Source organism: Candidatus Phycorickettsia trachydisci, assembly GCF_003015145.1.
GTDB classification, from domain to species: domain Bacteria; phylum Pseudomonadota; class Alphaproteobacteria; order Rickettsiales; family Rickettsiaceae; genus Phycorickettsia; species Phycorickettsia trachydisci.
On the sequence record NZ_CP027845.1, the window covers coordinates 1,165,282 to 1,185,136 of the forward strand.

The following is a 19,855-nucleotide window of genomic DNA, read 5'->3' on the forward strand; positions in this document are numbered from 1 at the left end:
TTAAATTTTAAGAATATGAATTTAATAGTGATATCTACATTGTAAGATATAAATAGTAGAATCTTTAACGGTATATACTAATCTATGCTCATGATTTATTCTTCTTGACCATAATCCCGATAAAGTATGCTTCAAGGCTTCAGGCTTGCCTATACCATGAAAAGGATTTCGTGTTATATCTTTAATAATCTGATTAATTTTAACTATAATTTTTTTATCATGTTCTAAAAAATAGACATAATCCTCCCAAGCGTTTTTATGAAATAATATATCCATTATTCAATATGCTGGGGTATAAAATTTTTATCTTCTTTCAAATCATCCATTGCTTTGCTTAACCTTTGAGCATTTTTTATGCCTTTAAGTAAATAGGCAGTTTCTTCTAAAGCATTGTAATCATCCAAAGACATTATCACTACTGATTTCTGTTTTTGTCTAGTAATAATAACTTGATCATGATTTTCACAAACCTCATCCATGAGAGTCGCTAAGCTCTTACGAGCTTTTGTGTAAGATATAGCTTCCATAATATTATATATTTAGTTATGTACTTATAATAGTACATGTACGTATAATTGTCAATAAGATTAGTATTAATTCCTAAAATTTCCAAAATACTGAATATTAAAGTAACCTATACTTTTAGATTTTTATTTATTATCCAGTTAGCAAAATTTTTATCAGCTTCTTGATTTTCTTTACCAATGGAAAAATCATATACTTCCTTAATAAAAAAAATTAGTTCTTTAAAGGATGGTGTATATTTTTTGTTTTCCATTTGATCCAAAACAACATCGACACAATCTGAAAATAATCTAAAATTTGTAATTAAATTTTCTGATTCTGTATAGTCATTTACTGAATCTTCAGATAGTAGAGAATCGATAGAACAACCTAACGCCTCACTTATTGCTTTCAAAGTTGCAGCACTTGGTTGGAGTGATTTTCCATTTAAAATATTACGTATTGCATTCGTCTTTAAACCAGCCTTTTTTTCTAACCTTGCTATAGAAATATCATTTGCTTGAATATATTTCTCTATTGCCTTTTTTATCGCTTCTATCATTTTTGTCTTAAATCAAATAATTTTTTGAGCTTTTGGGTAGAGCAAAAATTATTTAATTTTATACAAATGTATGATTGACATACATACGTATAAAATATATTGTTATATATAGTAATATTATTACTACGTGTTTTATGTAACCCATAAACCTATATTCTACAACATAAATTACATACTTAAAAAGGAAATATATGATAAAAACCCTTCATCAAATATTTTTAAATGTCCTTTCAAATAGTCAGTTATTACTTAAATACCTATATCAATCCTTACACTTAAAAAAATTAAAAATAATTTTTTATCCCCTCAGATAGCTTTTGAAATCAATGATTTAAGTACTACGTACGTAAACTACGTACGTAGATTTTACGTATTTATTAATTATGAGATATTTGAATATTTTTAGAAATATCTTAAGCGCAAAAAGGTTTAATACATAAATGTAGACACTTTTTGTCTTAGATAGGGTCCAGCGGGACAAAGGAACGAAACGCGCAATAGACTAAAATAATTACAAGGTTATTAGACTAAAATCGCAATGAAGGCTTCAATATAAGTTTTTAAGCTTATTTTAATAGGCTAAGAGAGGTTTTATTCCTAAATCATAAGAAAACATAGCAGTGCAATAAAAATATGCGTAAAACTAGAAAATGATTCATTTACCGAAGTTACGGCATGTTTTTTGACTAAATTTGGTAGGTAATACGATACCTTCTTTCCTGCTACTCTCTCAAGATATAACAGAAATCCTATTGCGCGTTTCGTTCCTTTGTCCCGCTGGACCCATATTTTTATTGCACTGCTATGTTTTCTTATGATTTAGGAATAAAACCTCTCTTAGCCTATTAAAATAAGCTTAAAAACTTATATTGAAGCCTTCATTGCGATTTTAGTCTAATAACCTTGTAATTATTTTAGTCTATTGCGCGTTTCGTTCCTTTGTCCCGCTGGACCCCATATAGAAGAATCATGGAGCAAACCTATTGTGCTGTAAAAAATTTAAGAGAAATATGGAATTATAACCTATATTCGTTATATAATGCGCGTTATACGCATACATATAAGCGATATGTTATTTTTTATCTGCTTTACCCAGCTCTTTAACTTCAGCAACAGATAGACCTGTAATTCTGGAAATTTGATCAAAATCCATTCCAGCTTTTAGCATATTACAGACAAATTTCTTTGAAGCTTCTTGTCTACCTTTTTGCTCACCTTTTTGGATGCCTTCTTCAAACCATTTTTGTGCTAAAGTTCCCATAAGATTATCTGCTGTTTCTTTATCTGTTATATCCACTAGAAGCTCTAGTAAGTTTTGTTGTTCACCTATTTCTAGCTCTTCCACACCATTATAGCATAAAATAGCGTATAAAAAATCCTCACCATTCTTTGAAGCATGAATTTGTTTTAATGTTAGTCTTTTTTCCTTCACTAAATCAACAAGCCTGTTTCTTATATCCACGTATTTCATGAAGAATAACAATGTTCCTCCCCACATGTTTTCTTTTAACTTTTCATCTTCGATTTGAGTCAAATCATCTAATGCAAAAGGTCCTTCTAATATACTCTTTGCAACCTCAGGAAACTCAAATAATTCATAAAAATGACGGGGAGCATTATGAGGATGAATTCCATTATAAAAAACCAGGGGATAGATCAAAGGAAGCTTTTTGACATCAGGATTCTCACGCCTAAATCTATCGCAAATAGCTAACATATATTTTAGCAATCGCATAGCCATCCAATAATCCTCAGTTCGCTGATGCTCACAAAGAAAATAGATAAAAACTGTTTCTTTGTTTTCTTTTGTAGAACAAGAAAACAGTACGTCTACTATTTGCTTTTGCAGGCTTTTTTCAACAAAAGTTTCTGGGATTTGTTTGAGAGAATTTAAGTCTACCTTGTTACGTATTGTTTCAGGCAGATGCATTTCGATTACTTCCCTTGCTACTTCAGGAATAGCAAGACTTTGCTTAAAAAATGAGTCGTGATTTGATCTATGCTTGGATTTATCTCTCATGAAACTATATATAAATAATAAGACTGATTATATCAAAAATGCTGAAATCTCATACCTAATTTGGTTTCTCCAGTCCTATTAAAATTAAGGTTTTGAGTTTATAGATGTCGGGGAAACTATTATCCAGCTGGAATAATTTGTCACATGCTTCAAGAGCCTCTTTGTACTTCCCTAATTCATATAGAGCAGTGCTCTTATTGTAGTAACACAGTTTATGCTCTGGGTCTACCTTAAGTCCCTTCTCACACTCCCTCAAAGCATCTTGATACTTACCAATCCTCATTAATACTAAGCTTATGTTATAGCGATAGTCAGGAGCATTATCTGGATCTAGTTTGATTGCTTTTTCTGCCTCCCCAATAGCTTCGCGATATTTTCCTAGCTCATATAAACTCTTTCCTTTGTTAATGTAAGGCTCAACATCATGAGGATCAAGCTTAATGGCTTTGTCAAAATCCTTTATGGCTTGGTGATATTCTCCTAAATGGTATAAAACGACCCCTCGATTGATATAAGCGCTACTATTCTCAGGCTCAAACTTGATAGCTCTGTTGTAATCAGTAATTGCTTCTTGATACCTGCCTACAGAAGCTAATGCATCAGCTCTTTTGAGATATGCTTCAGCATTTTGGAAGTCGAACTCAATCGCTTTGCTGTAAGCATCCATAGCTCCATATTTTGAATCTAGCATGGCTAGTGCATCACCCTTAGTAATGTATATCAAGGGATCTTGTGGATCTATCCTCAGTGCCTGATCACAAACTTCTATAGCTTCTTCACAGTTCCCTAATTGGAATAATGCACTGGCCTTTGTAATATATGGTATAGCACTATCGTTTGGATAAAGCGCTATGACTCTATTAAATAAATCAATAGACTCTTCGTAGCGACCTAAGAAAAATAAATTCACTCCCATGTTATTTAAAGCCATCAGATCTTGGGGCTCTATTTCTAACACCTTGTTGTAATACTCTATAGCTTCCTCTCTTCTGCCCAGATCAGCAAGAATAACGGCTTTATTATAATAGGCTATAGCAGATGTTGGATCCAAAGCTATAGCTCTATCACATTCACTCAAAGCCTCTTCAGTTTTCCCTAATTTAACTAAGGAATTAGCTTTATTATGATAGGCCTCAGCATCACTTGGATCCAGACCTATCGCAATATTGTAAGCATCTATTGCTTCTTTATTTCTATCCAAGCTAAAAAGAGTGATACCTTTTATGATATGCTTTTTAGGGTTTTCAATATCTTTAGCGATAAGTTCATTACACATCTTTAGGGCTTCATTACATTTACCCTGAGCCATAAGATCCATTAATTTCAGCAAATCACTATCAGGGCTTTGCGACATTATCTCTTCTAAGTGTTCACACTGCTTTACAATTTCTTGTTCTAAATCTTTTTGTAAAAGGGATAAGGTCTGTTTTAAAGCCATAAAGTCGTATCAATATCAATAACTTAAGTATAACTGCTCTTTTCTAGTAATCATAGAAATTAATGATGTAGTTTAAGAGTATGAGTAACAGTTAGTTCATGTTGGATACGGTGCTGCTCTTCCAAATGATGCATTAAAGCTTCATGAGCTAAACGATTGGCTATTTCCTCCTGATGATGATTATGATCTATGTGATGATCATGGTGGTTATGATCATTATGTAGATGATCGTGTAGCATATGATCACGGAAGGCTCTGCCTAGGTTACGATTCATCTCTTTGAAGTGATCATGCTCTATATCTAGTTCCTTGTGATGATCTAATCCATGACTTATAGCTTTATCAAGGTGTTGATGCTCTTCTTTGGCGATATCATGCATTATTTCTAGACGTTTTGTTGTCAGGCTACTCATACCATGTTTTAAACCATAATCTGCTATCTGTTCCGCTACGCTTTGACCTATGTCTTTATTTTCTTTACTTATCTCTTTAACAAAATGGTTCTCATGAGCTTGCTCTAGCATTTTACCAAAATCTTTTTCCATATTACGATCTCTAGGATCACTTCCCATTTCACGAACCCGGGTTTCATATTCTATCTTTTGCCTTATTTCTTGTAGTAAGAGCTTATTATTTGGCCCTTTTTTGGAATAAAACCTTTTGAAAGAATCAGGATCGTTTGCTATTTGCTCATAACTCAAGGCTTCATACTCATAAGCTATGTCCTTTATATCATGAGCTAAGCGTTGGTATATCTCTACTTTTTGCTCTTCTGATAGAGGCATATTATTATTCTTTAAAGTAGCCTCAAAGACATGCTCCGTGGCGATATCTCTGATAATATCTTTATTCAAACGAGGATGCTTGAACTGCTGTAATTCTTTACGTAAGGCTTTAAGCTCATCTCTAGGATCTAGCAATTTCTCCAGCTTATGCTCTAATTCTAGAGATATCTCTTTTGCCTGCTCCTTGATTTGCTTGACGCAATAATCTTTATCATGAATGCTCACTAACTCCTTGATATTCTCTTTGGATAAATGCTCTGGCAACTTATCAGCCAAATCCCATTTCTCTGGAAGACCTAGATTCTTTACATCAACGATTGATACTTTATCACCACTATAATTTTCTAATACTGATAACCTCTCATGTATTATCTCAGCAGCCTTAACACCCGGCGCATCATTATCTGGCCATATAACTACCTGCTTACCATGAACACCACTCCAATCAACCTTATAAGCTGAGTTCGATCCCCCTATCCATGAAATCACATTCATCTCTGGGAATAAGGTTTGCGCTATGTCAGCCGTCTTCTCGCCTTCTACAATCAACACTGTCTTATTATCACGCAACTTTTCTAAGCCGTATACTAACTTCTGATCGGTAAAAGCTTTCAACGCCACTTTTGCTTTATTCTCCTCTTGATCATATAGGTAAGCCACTGGTAACACCTGCTTCTTACCGCTTTGCCTATCTATTAACCTTGCAGCATAACCCAAAATATTCCCTTGATCATCACAATATCTATGCAAAGCTTCTAACTTATTAGCAGAGCATAGATAACCAAAACGCTCTTCAAAAGCTTCTTTTGTCAGTTCTTCATTAAAGGTTATTGGAACTAAGCGCTGCTCTTGCTTTACTTCCGGCTCTACTGGGTGCAACTCTGCTTTTTTAATAAACGTAGCATTAAGCCCCGCACACCCTACCTGATCAGCTACTATTTGTAAGCTATGTACCTTATCAACTCCAGCACCCTTTTGTACAAAATGGAAGATATTACCAGACTCGCCTGTAGAGAACCTGATCCATAAACCATTATCTAAGTTCATATTTAAACTTCCATAGCTAATACTAGAACCATGAACTCTAATATTCTCCTTACCATCAACTATATTGCCAGCATACTGCCTGAAGAGGCGCTCATAATCACTTGATCTTAGCTGCTTTACGACATCATCAAACTTAAGTACCTCTTGCTTGATTTCAAAACGATTCTCTATGCCTAACAATCTATCCTTATCAGCTATCTTTTGACGAGCAATACATTCCAAGGTTTCTAAGCTATCACGGTCAATTTGCTTATTTTTTAATTTTTGTAGGTTTTGTAAAGTTTTAGTACTCAAGTCATGGATTTGCATTACAAAAGCCTTGTGATCCAAATCCTTTATTTTAGCTTGATAACCACCTTTTGATATTTCTGTCTTTAGGGCTTCAATCTCAGACTCTAATTTAAAGATGCTTGATATAGAACTAGCAACACCTTGACTTAATTCATGAGCCCTAACTCGATCCATAGTCCTTATGATTTTGCCTATACCAAAACCTCTGTATGTTCCAAGTACCTCAGGATCGTGGTTAACCATATCTATAGCCTTATCACCTTCTACTTTTTGTAATTTTTTGAACTCACTTAATATCTCATTAGCTCCCTCTTGATAAATATTATTTAAATTACCCAGTTCTCCTTGTTTTTTACCTTGCAAGATCTTTATTTGTTGCTCCTTATCATTTAGCTCCTTTTTAAGATTAAAGTAACTAGATTTATGTTCTATGAACTTTTCACAAATTTTTACCCTTTCATTCAAATAGATATCAGCAAGCCTCGCTATATTTTCCTTGCTAACACCCTTGCTCAAACGATTAACGATCCTATCTCTTTCTTCAGTCAAATCACCTTTCAAACACCCTTCAAATAACCCCCTAGCTTTAACAACTCCTTGCCAACCCTCTTTAGACGTTATATCTACCCATAAGTCCTTCAGCTCTCTCTTATATTCAAAGAACAAATGAGTACTTGGGTATTCCAATGATTCCTTACTATACCAATCAGCTATACGTAAAACCAAATCATTTAATCCATTTTGAACACTTTTATACCTCCAAATATTTTTATACAAAGTGTTAGCTTGCTTAAACTTCACCTCTTCCACCAAACCAGATAAGGCGTTATCATCAACAATACCACTTCCAAGCAATAAGGACTGCCATTTACCTAAATCAGCTTTCCTTTCTAATATTTCTGGAGAGATTTTTAAACTATTCATGAACTTATAATCCTTTTTAGAAGCAAGCAACTTCTCCATATTACTCACCTCCAAAGACAGCTTTTCTATTTTTGTCCCCAAGCCTTTTTTATCCATTAAATCATTATGAGCTATACAACTATCTTGATTATCAGAAGCTAGACGCATGCTATCTCCAATATTTACAGCCAATCTTTTTGCTTCTTTTCTTTCTTCATCTGACCCATACCAACCAAACTTACCTCTAAATTCACCCAAAAGCTGCGGATTTTTATTAACCATCTGAACCAATCTTTTTGCTCCATATTTCTTCTGAAGCTCATCCCATTGATCATGTATCTTATGATATGCATCTTTATATACACGCTGTAAATAAGACATATGAGAGGATATATAATGATTTAAATACCTTAACTTTAATTCTTCAGCTTCATGCTCTACTTGCAAACTATGTAGCTCCGTTTCCTTAGCCGCTAACTTATCTATCAAATCATCCTGATGCTCTAACCATTTTTGAGTCAAATCTAAAGCGCTTTCTTTCCAGTTACTACTTACCAGCCTAAAATGCTTAACATCCAAATTTTTCTCTTTATTACCAGCATGAACCTCCAACAATCCCTTACTAACTCCAGCAACCTTAAGCAGCCGATTATGCTTATCAAAATCAGCAAGTATCATACTAGCCGCAGCTTTTCTTAAAGCTACCTTATGGGTAAAGCTATCCATGTTGTCATAAGCGCTAGACTTAGGAACAAATCCTTTTTCTGCAATCTGCGTCTTTTTCCATTTATTAAACAGCTCCACCTCTTCTTTAACTTCAGCCTTAATTCCCAAATAATGCTGGATATTCTTTGCCTCTACAGACTCAAAATCATGGTCTATAACAAGGCCACTTGTACTATCTAGACTTAACGTACTAGCTAACTTTTTCACAAGTTCTACAAATTTAGCATCTTGTAAAACGCTTTTGATCTTTAAATCCTCTTCGTTAACGTAAACAATCAGGCCCTTCTCATGACGGGTTATCATTACATTAAAAGCTTCGTACCTTAGACCCTTCTCATGAACAACGTAAACATATTCATAAGTACCTCCTTGACCTTTGTAAGCAGTTATTGCATACCCATAACTTATATCCTTATATTCCTTTGTATTGATCGTAACCAGCTTACCCGTACTCAGCTTCACCTTAACATCCGCATATCTCCCGCCTGAATACTCATCAAATTCCTTAATACCATTGATCACCCCAACATCTCCATTGATTACGCCTAAATCCTTATCATTCTTTCCAAAAACCACCTGCTCACCTACAGCAAAGCTCATCCTCCTAGATCCAACCTTCACCTGCTTATCCTGGGCATCTAAAACTTCTAAAGACTTAAGCTCAGATCTAATCATCTTGTTTAATGCATTCACCTCCTTATTTGTATGAGCAAGTATCACCATCTTCTTATTCAAACCTAAATATTTACCCTCTCCATCCTCAACAAGCTCCGCATACTTACTGACGTAATCAAGCACTAAATTCTCTCTAGCAACCACCCTACTAGACGATAGCTTAAACACTCCCTGCTGACTTAAAACCTCTATAGCCTCCTCTATCTTCTTATCAGCCATCATCTCAGCTGCTTTACTGTGCTGTGGATTCTTCATCCTCTTAACTTGATTAAGCTCAAACACATCTGCTATCTCAATTAGCTTACTAGCAGCACCATGTTCTTTAATAGCAGCAAACTGATTCACATCACCTAAAGCTATAACCTTAGCTCCTTTCTCTGCAGCTTTACTTAACAGATAACCCATATCACTTAAAGACACCATAGACATCTCATCTATAATCAGTACATCTCGAGAGCCAAAATCTATCGCCTTACCATCCTTCTCAAGCCAATCCCATCTAGTCTTCATATGAGCTATTGTCTGAACTTGCATATCAGTAATTTCATGCAAATTTTTACATGCAGCAGCAGTTACCGCAGTTCCCAACACTCTATATCCAAGCTTCTCATATTCCTTTGCTATTGTCTTAGCAATAGTAGACTTACCAGCACCAGGCAACCCTTGAACAATAGCTAAATCACTTGACTCAAGCACCCCCTTGACAACAAATTCTTGCTGCACGCTTAAGCCCTCATCAATCTTTCCACCTTCAGGCACAGCAATCATATGACCATACCTACTCTTTAGCTCATTTGCAGCTCTAACTAACTCCGCTTCCTTCTCAACTTGGCGCTTTCCAGCATACATAGCCTTACCACCAAAGCCTCTATCACTAACCCTCACAAGCTTCTCTGAGTTCATAATACCCTCAACACCACGCACCAACTCTTCTTCTTCTGATATAGTAAGCCTGCCACCACAACTCTCAAACAATACCCCCTTAAACCCCTTAACAATATCATCTCTATTAAAGACACCCTTGCGGCTTTGAAGCATGTCTATAAGCATCTCAGGATTTTCACGAATTACTTCCAAATTAGCCAGTCTTACCTGCTCGTTATAAGCCTGAACTCGCATCACCCTAGCAATATGACGAATCTTACCTTCATGCTTTGTTGCAACCAAATCTATACCCCTATCCTTAAATGAAGCAGCCGATACCTCCATATCAAATCCCTTGATACTCAATTCCTTATTCAAACATTTCTCCCAAGCCTTTCTCCATTCAAATATCTTCTGCTTACTATTCCAATCTCTATTTTTACCACCAAATACCACCTCCCCTTCTTTATCAAACTCCAAATCTCTCATTGTCATCAACAAATGTGCATGAGGATTATCTGGATTATCATAATGCACAGCTACGTCCACAACCATTCCATCTTTAGCCAAAACTTCCTTAGCAAAATTAACGGCTAGCTCTATATTTTCTTCCTCACTTAATTCCTTAGGCAATGCTATTACTATCTGCCTTCCAAGCTGAGCATCTTTCCTAATCTCTGAATCTTCAGTCCTTTGCCACAACTCTTGCCTATCTTTTAACCACTCAGCCTTTACAAACCCTTCAGGCACCAATATTTCCTTATGAACAACTCCTTTCTTATTTTCATAATTATGAATCTTTTCTCTTACAGCTCCAGTAGCAGGATCTACAATCTTTTGCACTAATTTCACCCCAGCACGATACGCAGCAGCTCCCACTGCGCTCTCTCCTTTACTTCTTTGAATTGGATTTGTACTGAAGTGATATATTGCCACCTTTATTCCCTTTGCTTTACTAATTTTGTTACTTCTACTATTTCTTCTACTCCCACTACCACCAAATCTCTCATTATCTTTTTACCCCCCTAATTTCAGCTAGGATCACCTCAATCACAACATTTTCGTTGACGCACTTTCGCACCCTTCAACATGTATGCCTGCAGCATACATGTATAAGTGCGCTATTAAAACTAATATTACCATCCTTATTTGACCCTGTATAGACTTTTTTATTCTTTTATGCTATATTTTTTCATATTGTATATACCTTATCATGAAAAGAAAGTTCGATAACCTTACTGAATTACCTTCTGCTAAAACTAAAAAGCAGAAAATATCTTTACTAGAAGAAAAGATTGAAGAACAAAAAAAGATAATACATACGCAAAAATTAGAAATACTTGAGTTACAAGAAAAACTATCTCAACAACATAAAATCGAAAAACATAAAATCATAATATTTTTAAAGAACATATTAGAAATAGATGTAAGCAACAATGTACTAGTAGATATAACTTTTAACGATTACCAAAACGATTTGATAGTACTTGGACGCACTCCAGTTACAGGTAGCCCCAAACTACAAATGCGTCATATTACGCCTTATGCTTTTTTAAAACAACTTATAAAACTACGTGTTAAAACCCTCCCTTCTCCCAAACAATTATTAGCCGATTTAAGTAAAAATATTATGGTATTTATGCAAGATGATAAGGGAATTTGTCTAGTACAAACAGAGTATGAAAAATACGGACTAAAAGAAGACTTTTATAAAATCAAAATGGTCACAAGCAAAAATACCTATTATTTAATTAGTCCTCAACAAACAGAAAGATTAAGCCTCGAAATCATTACTGCTATAGCCCCATACCGTCCGAAACTAGAAAAATTATATACAGAAAGAAAAAGTAAATTTATCAAAAACGCGATGCAATACCTACAAAAAGCTATCGATGACACAAACACTTATGCAATAGCTTGCGAATCACTTGCGCGGTTTATTTTTACCTTATTTAATCAAAAACCTTTAATTTCCTTCCCTACAGAAGGTAACACATTAGCATACGAAATACGCCTATACAACTCAGCAGATGAAGCACAAGAAGGAAAAACATCAGAATTCGAGGTTCTTACTCCTTATGAAGTCAAGAATAAAATGAAGGTAGAAACATTAAATTACAAAATCAGAATTGTATATAATGAAGGAGCCTTGGTTAAAAAAACCATTAAAGCATTAAATATACTTGATAGTATTATTTTTAAATTTAGACAAAAAATAGATTACAACTCTGATTTAGCCCAGTATAACGCAAAACATAACGCAAGACTTAAACTATATAAACCATATACCCTTGAAACAAAAAAGTACAACAAATCCTTACCAAAAAATCAAATTAAGGAGCTACTAAAATACCACATAGCTAAACATCTATATTTGTTATTTGACTTCAAACCTTTAGAACAAGAAGTTTTTGTCCCAGCTAAACACCCATCTAAGGATCAAAAAAGTATAACAGTGTTTTTAAAAGCAGGAAATACGACACAATATTGTATCAAAAAAGGAAAAGAATATCGTCAAGAGCAAATAAAAAATGCTAAACACTACAATAAACAAGTAGTATTTCGCCAAGAAGGCAAAGATACTAGCTTAATAGCAGAAAAAATGATAGATCATTTCAAGTTATCTTTATTAGCTTTTACTTATTTTCTAAAAGGATTTGGAGAAAATGAAAAAAATTATCCATCCCTTATACTCAATTCTTTTGGAGAAATTGTTGCATCTGCCTATGGCATTAGCATCAAAGAATTTACTGCTCATATTGAAGAAACTGACTTATGGATCAAATCACAACAAGGCTACATTAGCAGCGATGGTAGCAGCGAAAGTGAGCATAGGGAAACTACATGGACTACAGATGGCACGCAACATAATCTTGATCAAAACGATTATTATTATCAATTAATAGGTTAAAAAAATAACAAGTAAATTTTTTAGGTTTTGTGATATAATTTAATAAATAATTATATGAAAGCCTATGCTTAAAAATACCTTAGAAAATTATTTAGATGATACCGGAGGTTTTGTAAGATTCTTAAATGAATCTATTGAAAACCACGATGGCAATATATACAAATGGATTCAAGGACACTTTTTAAAATCAGACAATAAAGCAGACCTAAAAACTATCAAATCTTTTTTTGAAGCTGAAAAAATTTTAATATCTGCATACCTTAAAAAAGGAGAACACCAAAAGCTACACACATTAATAAAAGAATTCATCAACGTAAATGACACAATTACTGCACTTCAAGTAACTATACTAGCTAACCTATTACAGGATGAAAAAAGCTTTATATTGACCAGTCATCCTGCACAACAGACCTTATTCGATATATTTAAAAATTTCGAAGATTTTATTAAAGAACATTCCGAAACTGATAAAAATATGGAACAAGCATGGAGATTGAGAGAAGAAATTTTAAATGATTTAACAGATCAAGACTTAATAGGCGAAACAGTTGAAGATAAGGGCTGATTCACTTTTATCAGTAAAAATATTTTTATGTCACCATATTTAGATGATGTTATATATTACACCCACTTTCTAGAAGATAGTATTGAGGAAAAAGATTTTAGTAAAATCACTCAACTTCTTACTACACTTCTAATCGAAAAAGGATCTCAATAAAGAGCTCAAAATTATAGTAAGAGAGGATGCAAGCCTCAAGAAAATGAGAGATACCGCAAACCTAGTCTTGGATTTTTTATTTGCAAACCCTATTACTAGTGTGAGTGAAATAAGCAATAATTTAGATAAGGTTTACAATACCATACATAACATTTTAAAAGTATTTATAAAGCTAAATTTTGTATCAGAAAAAATTGTAAACAAAAGAAACAGAATCTACCGCTTTGAGCCTTATCTAAATTTATTAGAAAAAGAGTATGATATCATTTAATCAACAAAGCTTTTATAAACATAACAACTATTTATGAACCTAAACTTCGTACTAAAAATAGCCTTCCGATATTTCTTCCCAAAAGCAGGAGATAGGTTCATTTCTTTCGTATCTGCCTTCTCTTTAGTAGGCACAACAATTGGAGTAGCTGCCCTAATTATCGTTATGTCCATCATGAACGGCTTTCATAATGAGCTAATTAGATGCACCGTAGGTACTAATGGTCATATTGTATTACAAGGAGATGATCCCGAATATTTAAAAGATAAAGTAGCAAGATATAAATTTGTAACCGGTATAGGTTTTACAATAGAAGGACAAGGCCTATTATCTACTCCAGATCATAACACTGGTGTTATGGTAAAAGGCTTAAGCGAAAGTGATTTTATCTTAAAAAAACAATTATCTAAAAATCTATCAAAACAAGCTAAAACCTTAAATGATCCTAACACAGTCCTTTTAGGCAAAGAACTAGCCATAAATCTTGGTTTAAAGACAGGAGACGCTGTAACGCTACTTGTACCAGAAACAAGAGCATCAATTTTCGGCTCATTACCTAAATCAAAAGAACTAAAAGTAGCAGGAATTATATCTAGTGGCCTTAGCGAATACGATGCTGCAAATATAATTATCCCAATTGAAACAGCTCAAAAGGTATTTGACAGACCTAAAATGCTTGAAATATATACCGATAATCCTGACCAAGTAGATGCTTATACAAAAATTTTACAGCAAGACTTAGTCGGCCACATAGATTCAATTAGTAACTGGAAAATTACAAACAAAAGTATACTTTCTGCACTAAAGATAGAGAAAACAGCTATGGGCATGGTCTTGAGCCTTATAATCATGGTCGCATCTTTCAATATTATCTCAAGCCTTTTCATGCTAGTAAAAAACAAAAGTAAAGATATTGCTATCTTAAGGACTATTGGAGCATCTAAAAATTCCATAATGCTGATCTTTATGCTCAGCGGTTCCATGCTAGGTATCATAGGCACTTTTGCCGGGATCGTCATAGCCATTCCAATCATACGCAATATCGAAGGTATACGTCACTTTCTAGAGTACTTTACCGGCATTCCTATCTTTGACTCAGCCATTTACTTTCTCTACACCTTACCAGCTCAAATTGAGACCTCTGATGTTATACTAGTCAGCAGCATATCCTTAGGCATCAGCTTTTTAGCTACAATATATCCAGCTTATCGAGCAGCAAACTTGAACCCTGTAGAAATCTTGCGACATGAGTAAAACAATCCCAAAGTTAGAAAGCATATGCAAAAAAAGCTTATCTACTCGTAAGCACTGTCATGATCTACAAAGAGATTCAGTATGACCAAATATTCACCATCTCTATATGCAGTGCCTCTATATTTTTTTGAAAATCTAAAAGAATACAAGTTATTACCCCTGGCAGTCCTTTTAGAAGTGATTAATTCCCATTTGATCCCTTTATCGATGTATAAGGCTTCCCAGCTTAATTGCGAGATTTTTTTAAGAGTATTTAATATAGCTCTCTGCTCAACTTTCTCCAATCCAAAAAGAGACTGTTGAAAAGCTGGATAATTCATGTCTAAAAGTATTCTAGACATCTTTTGCTAATTTATTTATTAACTCAGTTAGGTTAGTCTCTTTTCTAGAAGCACTTTCAGCCCACTTTATAGCTTGATCTAATTTTTCAATATTATTTTGGGTATAGAGCCATAGCTCATTATCAGGAATAAATTTTCCAGGCTTGATTATCAAAGTCCCATCCGAAAGTCTAGAAATCTGTATTTGCTTTTCAGCATATTCCTTACCTAAAGAAACTTGACCGTTTTTACCAACATGTTTAATCTGAGTATTACTTAGCATAAATTACCTATATTCCTATATTAGGATATTACTACATTAGGAAAATAATGTCAAGCTTAGAGTATTTTACTTAATAATATAATAGATAAACTGTCTCAAATTTACTCATTTTCATAGTTGTCTTCTACGGCATTAAAACCTTTAAGATGTATTGATTAAAAGTAGCTGAGCTAATTTTAAAATGCTTTTAAGCCCTCAAAAACCTAATATCCCCCTGCTCTGCCCAAGATAAAATTCTTTGATCACGCGTAATCAAGGTAGCACCATAAACCTTTGTTGTTGCCACAATAATTCTATCTGCCGGATCTCCTTGAAATTCATCCGTCAATAAAACGCCCTCAGAAGCTATCTCCGATGATATATCCTTAACAATCAAACCTGGTACATTAGTTATTGCAGCTAAAAAGTTCTTAACAGGCTGATAAATATTTATCCTTTTCTTAAATTTGAGCATGGATATTTCCCATAGAGAAATAGAGCAAACAATTAACTTACTTTCCTTCTGAGCAGAAGATATTACCCCCCTTACCTTTTCTGATAATTCTTCAGGTTTTAAAAGTGACCAAAGTAAAACGTGAGTATCTAAAACTATCATATTACTATTCATTTTCAGCAGACCATTCTTCATTTATAGCTTCTATTAAATCAGATTTAATTTCAGCTTTTTCTTTTAACATACCAAATATAGAACTTATTTCTTCTTCTAATTTTTTTAACGAGATTACTTTAGCTACAGGTTTGTCTCTTTTAGTGATGATGATTTCATTTTGGTCACGCTGAAGCTGGTCAATTATTTCTAAGCAGTGAGCTTTAAATTGGCTTATACCTATTGTAGTAGACATATAGTGCATATTATAAGTTAAACTATAGTATTAATATAATTTGATCAGTTATATTAGTCAAGCAAGTTAATATTAAATTAATTGACTATGTTAAGGTTTTAATTACTCATATAAACTAAATATAATATTATTATACAATTAGCCAGCTATTTTTTACTTGATCACTAATTATAGTCATAATTTAGCAAAACGTCCATACAAAAAACGTTCGTTTTTCTTGTTACCTCACTTTTAACACTAATAAGGACCCAAAAGTGTCAGAAAAACAGTTATAGTAAACTACACAATATTCTGTTACACTGTTTATGTTTTCTTACACTTTTTTTGATAGGTTAGTAAAATCAATATGTTAATAGGTTATATAAGAGTCTCTAAAACTGACGGAAGTCAAACTTTAGATCTTCAACGAGACGCAATGATAAATGCCGGCGTATCCCCCGATAGAATATATGAAGATCTTGCATCAGGTAGATTTGATGATAGACCAGGACTCAACTCCTGTCTCAAAGCCCTACAACCAGGCAATACTTTAGTAGTCTGGAAGCTTGATCGATTAGGACGTAACTTAAAACATCTGATAAATACGGTTGAAGATTTAAAAAACAGAGACATAAGTTTTAAAGTACTAGCAGGCCAAGGAGCTCAAATAGACACAACAACACCCCAAGGTAAACTTATGTTCGGTATGTTTGCAGCCTTGGCAGAATTCGAGCGTGAGCTTATAATAGAGCGTACTAAAGCAGGATTAGCTGCAGCCAGAGCAAGAGGCAGAAAAGGAGGCAGACCACGCAAAATGGATGCAACTACCTTAAACCTAGCAAGCATAGCTATGCAAAACAAAGAGTCAGTAGCTAGAGAGGTCGCAAAACGACTTAATATTACCACCACTACCCTCTATCATTATGTTAATAGCGATGGCAGTCTTAAAGAAGCTGGCACCCTACTCTTAAACAAAACTAGAGATAGTTAAAATTTTTCTTAAGACCAAAAATGGCTATGATTGGATTGCAAAAGAGAGAAAGGAATTATGAATTACAGTCATCAAATAAGTGCTTAATTACTTTATCATTTCTTAAAACATAAATCTTGATAATTAAATATTCATGTTTAGAAACTTATAATTTTATGATATACTTAATGTAATAGTACTAAATAAGGGTTCATGTATGCCAAATAATCATAATCCAGAAAATCAAGAACAGAAAATTCAAGAAGAAATTGATGACAAAACTAAAAAGCAGATTGAAGCATTGATGAAGCAAATTAAGGATTTATTTCAAAGCTCTAAACACCTTGAGGCTTTTAAAATACTAGTAAAAATAAGTACCGGCGAGATAGAAACTGATCTCACAACAGATGATATACCATTAGTACAAGATAAATATGGCATTAAGTCCATATATCACCAACTATTGGATGATAAACTCATTACAGAAGCTAATGACTTTGGTAGTCGCTGCAAGACTTTAGGATGGGATAAGAGTTTCCATTATGAATTCTTAGGTAGTGATGAAACATAATGGAGTGTATAGATAGTTCAGATGATGAAGAGGAATTACTAATAAGTAAAATTAGGAAAGTTGGCTATTTTCATTATATCGCAAACGAACTTATAGATATTGCAGGCATTTGCAAAATGCAAGATCCAGATTTTGTTTTTGATTATAGAATAGGTGTAGCATTACAACATCTCGCTGATAGGTTCTTTCGTCATACAGAAGTAGGTGAGCAATACAAATTATTGAAAACAGAGCATATAAACGTAGATGCAGAGATTTGTAATCAATTTATCAAAAATGCTAGATCATTTTTTACGAAACAATCGGATTTGCTCTCAATTGATCCATCTACTAAAGACGAAGAAATTATCCAATTATTTAATCATCTCTTTACTGATAGAGTAACTTTAACTTCAAAGATTAAAGTAATAAGTCCATCAGAGAATTATAAAACAAAGCTACTGCAGAAAATATCTCAGGATTCAAGTTTTGTATCAGCAATAAAGGCTGCTTTTCCTTTAAGGACTTTAAGTTTAATACAATCATCCAATGCTACAAACGCTGCCGAGGTTCTCGCTTTTTGTAAGCTAATTAATAGATATATAAAGAATGAATTAAAAGTAATAATATCTACCTCTCAAGATTCTACGGAAGTAGATAAATCTATCCAAATACAATTTAAAACCCAACACATTACAGATCTAAATGAATCTTGGATATTAAGACCCAGCAGTAAGAAAGCACAAAACAAAATAGCAAGCCTAGGAAACTATAGCGACATTTTTGAATATATTACTCAAGATACTAAAAAAAGTATAATTAGTAGTATATTTGACCTACTGTTAAACAAGGAAACCTTAAACGTAACAGATGATAGCATTCAACAAACTGATAAACTCACTCAGCTGCTCTTCATATCTGAATTAGCAAGAAATAAAGCTGCTGTATTTACAATATTAATGTTTTTAGATCTGCTAGAAAGCAAAGATATAAGCCAAAAACATGTAAAAAATAAATTAATTGATTTATTTCCAATGGCACTAAAAGGAGCTATGCAGTCTTCAAGAGATTTAATCAATGAACCGTTACTAGAAAATACTCATTCTATGGATTTTAATCACGAAGACCAAACACACATTAACCTATTAAAAGCACAAGGCACAATATGTCGCTCTCATAATGAAGGGCTAATGAAAGTCAGGAACTTAATCATTGTGGCAAATAAAGATTTGCATGATACTATGAGTATTGAAGATATTTTAGAGTATTTAACAGATTGTAAAGAATTTTTAACTTTGCCTTTATCTGGTGAAATCGAATCTTTAACAATGCAGTATAAAGAAGTATTAGGACAAGGAACATTAGAACAGAAAAAAGTATCTTTAAACAACTATTTTCCAGAAAAAACAACTGAAATTGATAGCGCCAATGGCAACAGAGGTATAACAAAATTAATAACAAAGTTATTTTACAGTAAAGTCAACATTATTTTGGCTGAGTTTGGAACTTCAAAAGAACTAATTAAGCAATTGAACTGCAAGATAATAGAATCTCTAAAGGGACTTTACAATTATAGCCTTCAAATGTACGGAATAAAAGGATTTGCAGAAGAACTTATTTCAGCCGAGAAAAGCGATGAGGAAAATTTAAAAAGCTTAAAAAGAGAGAATGAAGATTTAGAAGGAATAGAAAGTAAAATTGCCAAAAGCGAAGCTATGTCAGATGTACACAATACAGTTTTTGACCAAAGCCGGCAAGAAGACGATATTACAACATACGCTATGGGCTCTGGATCTCATTTAGATTAGTAGCATAACTATGAAACTATACTATTATTGTACAGTTGCAAGTAACTACAAATTCTGCGCAATAAATATTAAAAGGAAGAATTTTGTGTACAAAAATTGTACACAACAAAATTTTATATAAAATTGTACTAAAT

17 protein-coding genes are annotated in these 19,855 nt (G+C 33.5%); 7 read left to right on the forward strand and 10 right to left on the reverse strand.

Features of this window, described 5'->3' with window-relative positions; translation table 11 throughout:
• Positions 1 to 21: 21 nt before the first annotated feature.
• From phytr_RS05040 to phytr_RS05065, 6 genes are all read right to left on the reverse strand, one after another.
• Positions 22 to 276 (reverse strand): Txe/YoeB family addiction module toxin, encoded by a 255-nt coding sequence (locus phytr_RS05040; protein WP_106874783.1) that lies wholly within the window; start codon positions 274 to 276, stop codon positions 22 to 24.
• Entirely contained in the window at positions 276 to 527 is a 252-nt protein-coding gene (locus tag phytr_RS05045) for a type II toxin-antitoxin system Phd/YefM family antitoxin (RefSeq protein ID WP_106874784.1), read from the reverse strand. The genes phytr_RS05040 and phytr_RS05045 overlap by 1 nt, the downstream gene beginning before the upstream one ends.
• 107 nt (positions 528 to 634) lie before the next feature.
• On the reverse strand, positions 635 to 1,066 hold the full coding sequence (locus tag phytr_RS05050; protein WP_106874785.1) for a helix-turn-helix domain-containing protein: 432 nt from the start codon (positions 1,064 to 1,066) through the stop codon (positions 635 to 637).
• A 1,072-nt stretch (positions 1,067 to 2,138) separates the two neighbouring features.
• Positions 2,139 to 3,086, reverse strand: coding sequence for an Rpn family recombination-promoting nuclease/putative transposase (locus phytr_RS05055; RefSeq protein WP_106874786.1), 948 nt, complete (start codon positions 3,084 to 3,086; stop codon positions 2,139 to 2,141).
• A 55-nt stretch (positions 3,087 to 3,141) separates the two neighbouring features.
• Positions 3,142 to 4,524, reverse strand: coding sequence for a tetratricopeptide repeat protein (locus tag phytr_RS05060; protein WP_106874787.1), 1,383 nt, complete (start codon positions 4,522 to 4,524; stop codon positions 3,142 to 3,144).
• Between the two features lie 59 nt (positions 4,525 to 4,583).
• The gene (locus phytr_RS05065; RefSeq protein WP_106874788.1) at positions 4,584 to 10,751 is read right to left on the reverse strand and encodes a MobA/MobL family protein; all 6,168 of its coding nucleotides are present in this window, start codon (positions 10,749 to 10,751) and stop codon (positions 4,584 to 4,586) included.
• A gap of 277 nt (positions 10,752 to 11,028) precedes the next feature.
• On the opposite strand from phytr_RS05065, the gene phytr_RS05070 reads away from it, so the two are divergent.
• The 4 genes from phytr_RS05070 (at position 11,029) to phytr_RS05085 (ending at position 14,969) form a co-directional block, all read left to right on the forward strand.
• Positions 11,029 to 12,726 carry a hypothetical protein gene (locus phytr_RS05070; protein WP_106874789.1) on the forward strand — a complete coding sequence of 566 codons (1,698 nt, stop codon included), beginning with the start codon at positions 11,029 to 11,031 and terminating at the stop codon, positions 12,724 to 12,726.
• Positions 12,727 to 12,790: 64 nt separating this feature from the next.
• Positions 12,791 to 13,291, forward strand: coding sequence for a hypothetical protein (locus phytr_RS05075; RefSeq protein ID WP_106874790.1), 501 nt, complete (start codon positions 12,791 to 12,793; stop codon positions 13,289 to 13,291).
• A gap of 27 nt (positions 13,292 to 13,318) precedes the next feature.
• Positions 13,319 to 13,444 (forward strand): hypothetical protein, encoded by a 126-nt coding sequence (locus tag phytr_RS06490; RefSeq protein ID WP_267895090.1) that lies wholly within the window; start codon positions 13,319 to 13,321, stop codon positions 13,442 to 13,444.
• A gap of 304 nt (positions 13,445 to 13,748) precedes the next feature.
• Positions 13,749 to 14,969, forward strand: a complete 1,221-nt coding sequence (locus phytr_RS05085; protein ID WP_106874792.1) for a lipoprotein-releasing ABC transporter permease subunit — start codon at positions 13,749 to 13,751, stop codon at positions 14,967 to 14,969.
• Positions 14,970 to 15,010: 41 nt separating this feature from the next.
• Here phytr_RS05085 and phytr_RS05090 read toward each other — a convergent pair whose 3' ends face one another.
• From phytr_RS05090 to phytr_RS05105, 4 genes are all read right to left on the reverse strand, one after another.
• The gene (locus phytr_RS05090) at positions 15,011 to 15,310 is read right to left on the reverse strand and encodes a hypothetical protein (RefSeq protein WP_106874793.1); all 300 of its coding nucleotides are present in this window, start codon (positions 15,308 to 15,310) and stop codon (positions 15,011 to 15,013) included.
• Positions 15,303 to 15,572 (reverse strand): hypothetical protein, encoded by a 270-nt coding sequence (locus tag phytr_RS05095; RefSeq protein ID WP_106874794.1) that lies wholly within the window; start codon positions 15,570 to 15,572, stop codon positions 15,303 to 15,305. The genes phytr_RS05090 and phytr_RS05095 overlap by 8 nt, the downstream gene beginning before the upstream one ends.
• A 187-nt stretch (positions 15,573 to 15,759) precedes the next feature.
• On the reverse strand, positions 15,760 to 16,179 hold the full coding sequence (locus phytr_RS05100; RefSeq protein ID WP_106874795.1) for a type II toxin-antitoxin system VapC family toxin: 420 nt from the start codon (positions 16,177 to 16,179) through the stop codon (positions 15,760 to 15,762).
• Entirely contained in the window at positions 16,172 to 16,414 is a 243-nt protein-coding gene (locus phytr_RS05105) for a type II toxin-antitoxin system Phd/YefM family antitoxin (protein WP_106874796.1), read from the reverse strand. The genes phytr_RS05100 and phytr_RS05105 overlap by 8 nt, the downstream gene beginning before the upstream one ends.
• A gap of 346 nt (positions 16,415 to 16,760) precedes the next feature.
• Between phytr_RS05105 and phytr_RS05110 the strand changes: the two genes are divergently transcribed.
• The 3 genes from phytr_RS05110 (at position 16,761) to phytr_RS05120 (ending at position 19,721) form a co-directional block, all read left to right on the forward strand.
• Positions 16,761 to 17,384 (forward strand): recombinase family protein, encoded by a 624-nt coding sequence (locus tag phytr_RS05110; protein ID WP_106874797.1) that lies wholly within the window; start codon positions 16,761 to 16,763, stop codon positions 17,382 to 17,384.
• A gap of 196 nt (positions 17,385 to 17,580) precedes the next feature.
• Entirely contained in the window at positions 17,581 to 17,934 is a 354-nt protein-coding gene (locus phytr_RS05115) for a hypothetical protein (RefSeq protein WP_106874798.1), read from the forward strand.
• Positions 17,934 to 19,721 carry a hypothetical protein gene (locus phytr_RS05120; RefSeq protein WP_106874799.1) on the forward strand — a complete coding sequence of 596 codons (1,788 nt, stop codon included), beginning with the start codon at positions 17,934 to 17,936 and terminating at the stop codon, positions 19,719 to 19,721. The genes phytr_RS05115 and phytr_RS05120 overlap by 1 nt, the downstream gene beginning before the upstream one ends.
• Positions 19,722 to 19,855 lie beyond the last annotated feature (134 nt).

What these genes read in the sequence shown, in the direction of transcription:
- phytr_RS05110 (WP_106874797.1), top strand. Translation starts at nt 16,761, where the DNA reads ATGTTAATAGGTTATATAAGAGTCTCTAAAACTGACGGAAGTCAAACT.
- phytr_RS05090 (WP_106874793.1), bottom strand. Translation starts at nt 15,310, where the DNA reads ATGTCTAGAATACTTTTAGACATGAATTATCCAGCTTTTCAACAGTCT.
- phytr_RS05070 (WP_106874789.1), top strand. Translation starts at nt 11,029, where the DNA reads ATGAAAAGAAAGTTCGATAACCTTACTGAATTACCTTCTGCTAAAACT.
- phytr_RS05085 (WP_106874792.1), top strand. Translation starts at nt 13,749, where the DNA reads ATGAACCTAAACTTCGTACTAAAAATAGCCTTCCGATATTTCTTCCCA.
- phytr_RS05095 (WP_106874794.1), bottom strand. Translation starts at nt 15,572, where the DNA reads ATGCTAAGTAATACTCAGATTAAACATGTTGGTAAAAACGGTCAAGTT.
- phytr_RS05105 (WP_106874796.1), bottom strand. Translation starts at nt 16,414, where the DNA reads ATGTCTACTACAATAGGTATAAGCCAATTTAAAGCTCACTGCTTAGAA.
- phytr_RS05055 (WP_106874786.1), bottom strand. Translation starts at nt 3,086, where the DNA reads ATGAGAGATAAATCCAAGCATAGATCAAATCACGACTCATTTTTTAAG.
- phytr_RS05060 (WP_106874787.1), bottom strand. Translation starts at nt 4,524, where the DNA reads ATGGCTTTAAAACAGACCTTATCCCTTTTACAAAAAGATTTAGAACAA.
- phytr_RS05120 (WP_106874799.1), top strand. Translation starts at nt 17,934, where the DNA reads ATGGAGTGTATAGATAGTTCAGATGATGAAGAGGAATTACTAATAAGT.
- phytr_RS05100 (WP_106874795.1), bottom strand. Translation starts at nt 16,179, where the DNA reads ATGAATAGTAATATGATAGTTTTAGATACTCACGTTTTACTTTGGTCA.
- phytr_RS05115 (WP_106874798.1), top strand. Translation starts at nt 17,581, where the DNA reads ATGCCAAATAATCATAATCCAGAAAATCAAGAACAGAAAATTCAAGAA.
- phytr_RS05075 (WP_106874790.1), top strand. Translation starts at nt 12,791, where the DNA reads ATGCTTAAAAATACCTTAGAAAATTATTTAGATGATACCGGAGGTTTT.
- phytr_RS05045 (WP_106874784.1), bottom strand. Translation starts at nt 527, where the DNA reads ATGGAAGCTATATCTTACACAAAAGCTCGTAAGAGCTTAGCGACTCTC.
- phytr_RS05050 (WP_106874785.1), bottom strand. Translation starts at nt 1,066, where the DNA reads ATGATAGAAGCGATAAAAAAGGCAATAGAGAAATATATTCAAGCAAAT.
- phytr_RS06490 (WP_267895090.1), top strand. Translation starts at nt 13,319, where the DNA reads ATGTCACCATATTTAGATGATGTTATATATTACACCCACTTTCTAGAA.
- phytr_RS05040 (WP_106874783.1), bottom strand. Translation starts at nt 276, where the DNA reads ATGGATATATTATTTCATAAAAACGCTTGGGAGGATTATGTCTATTTT.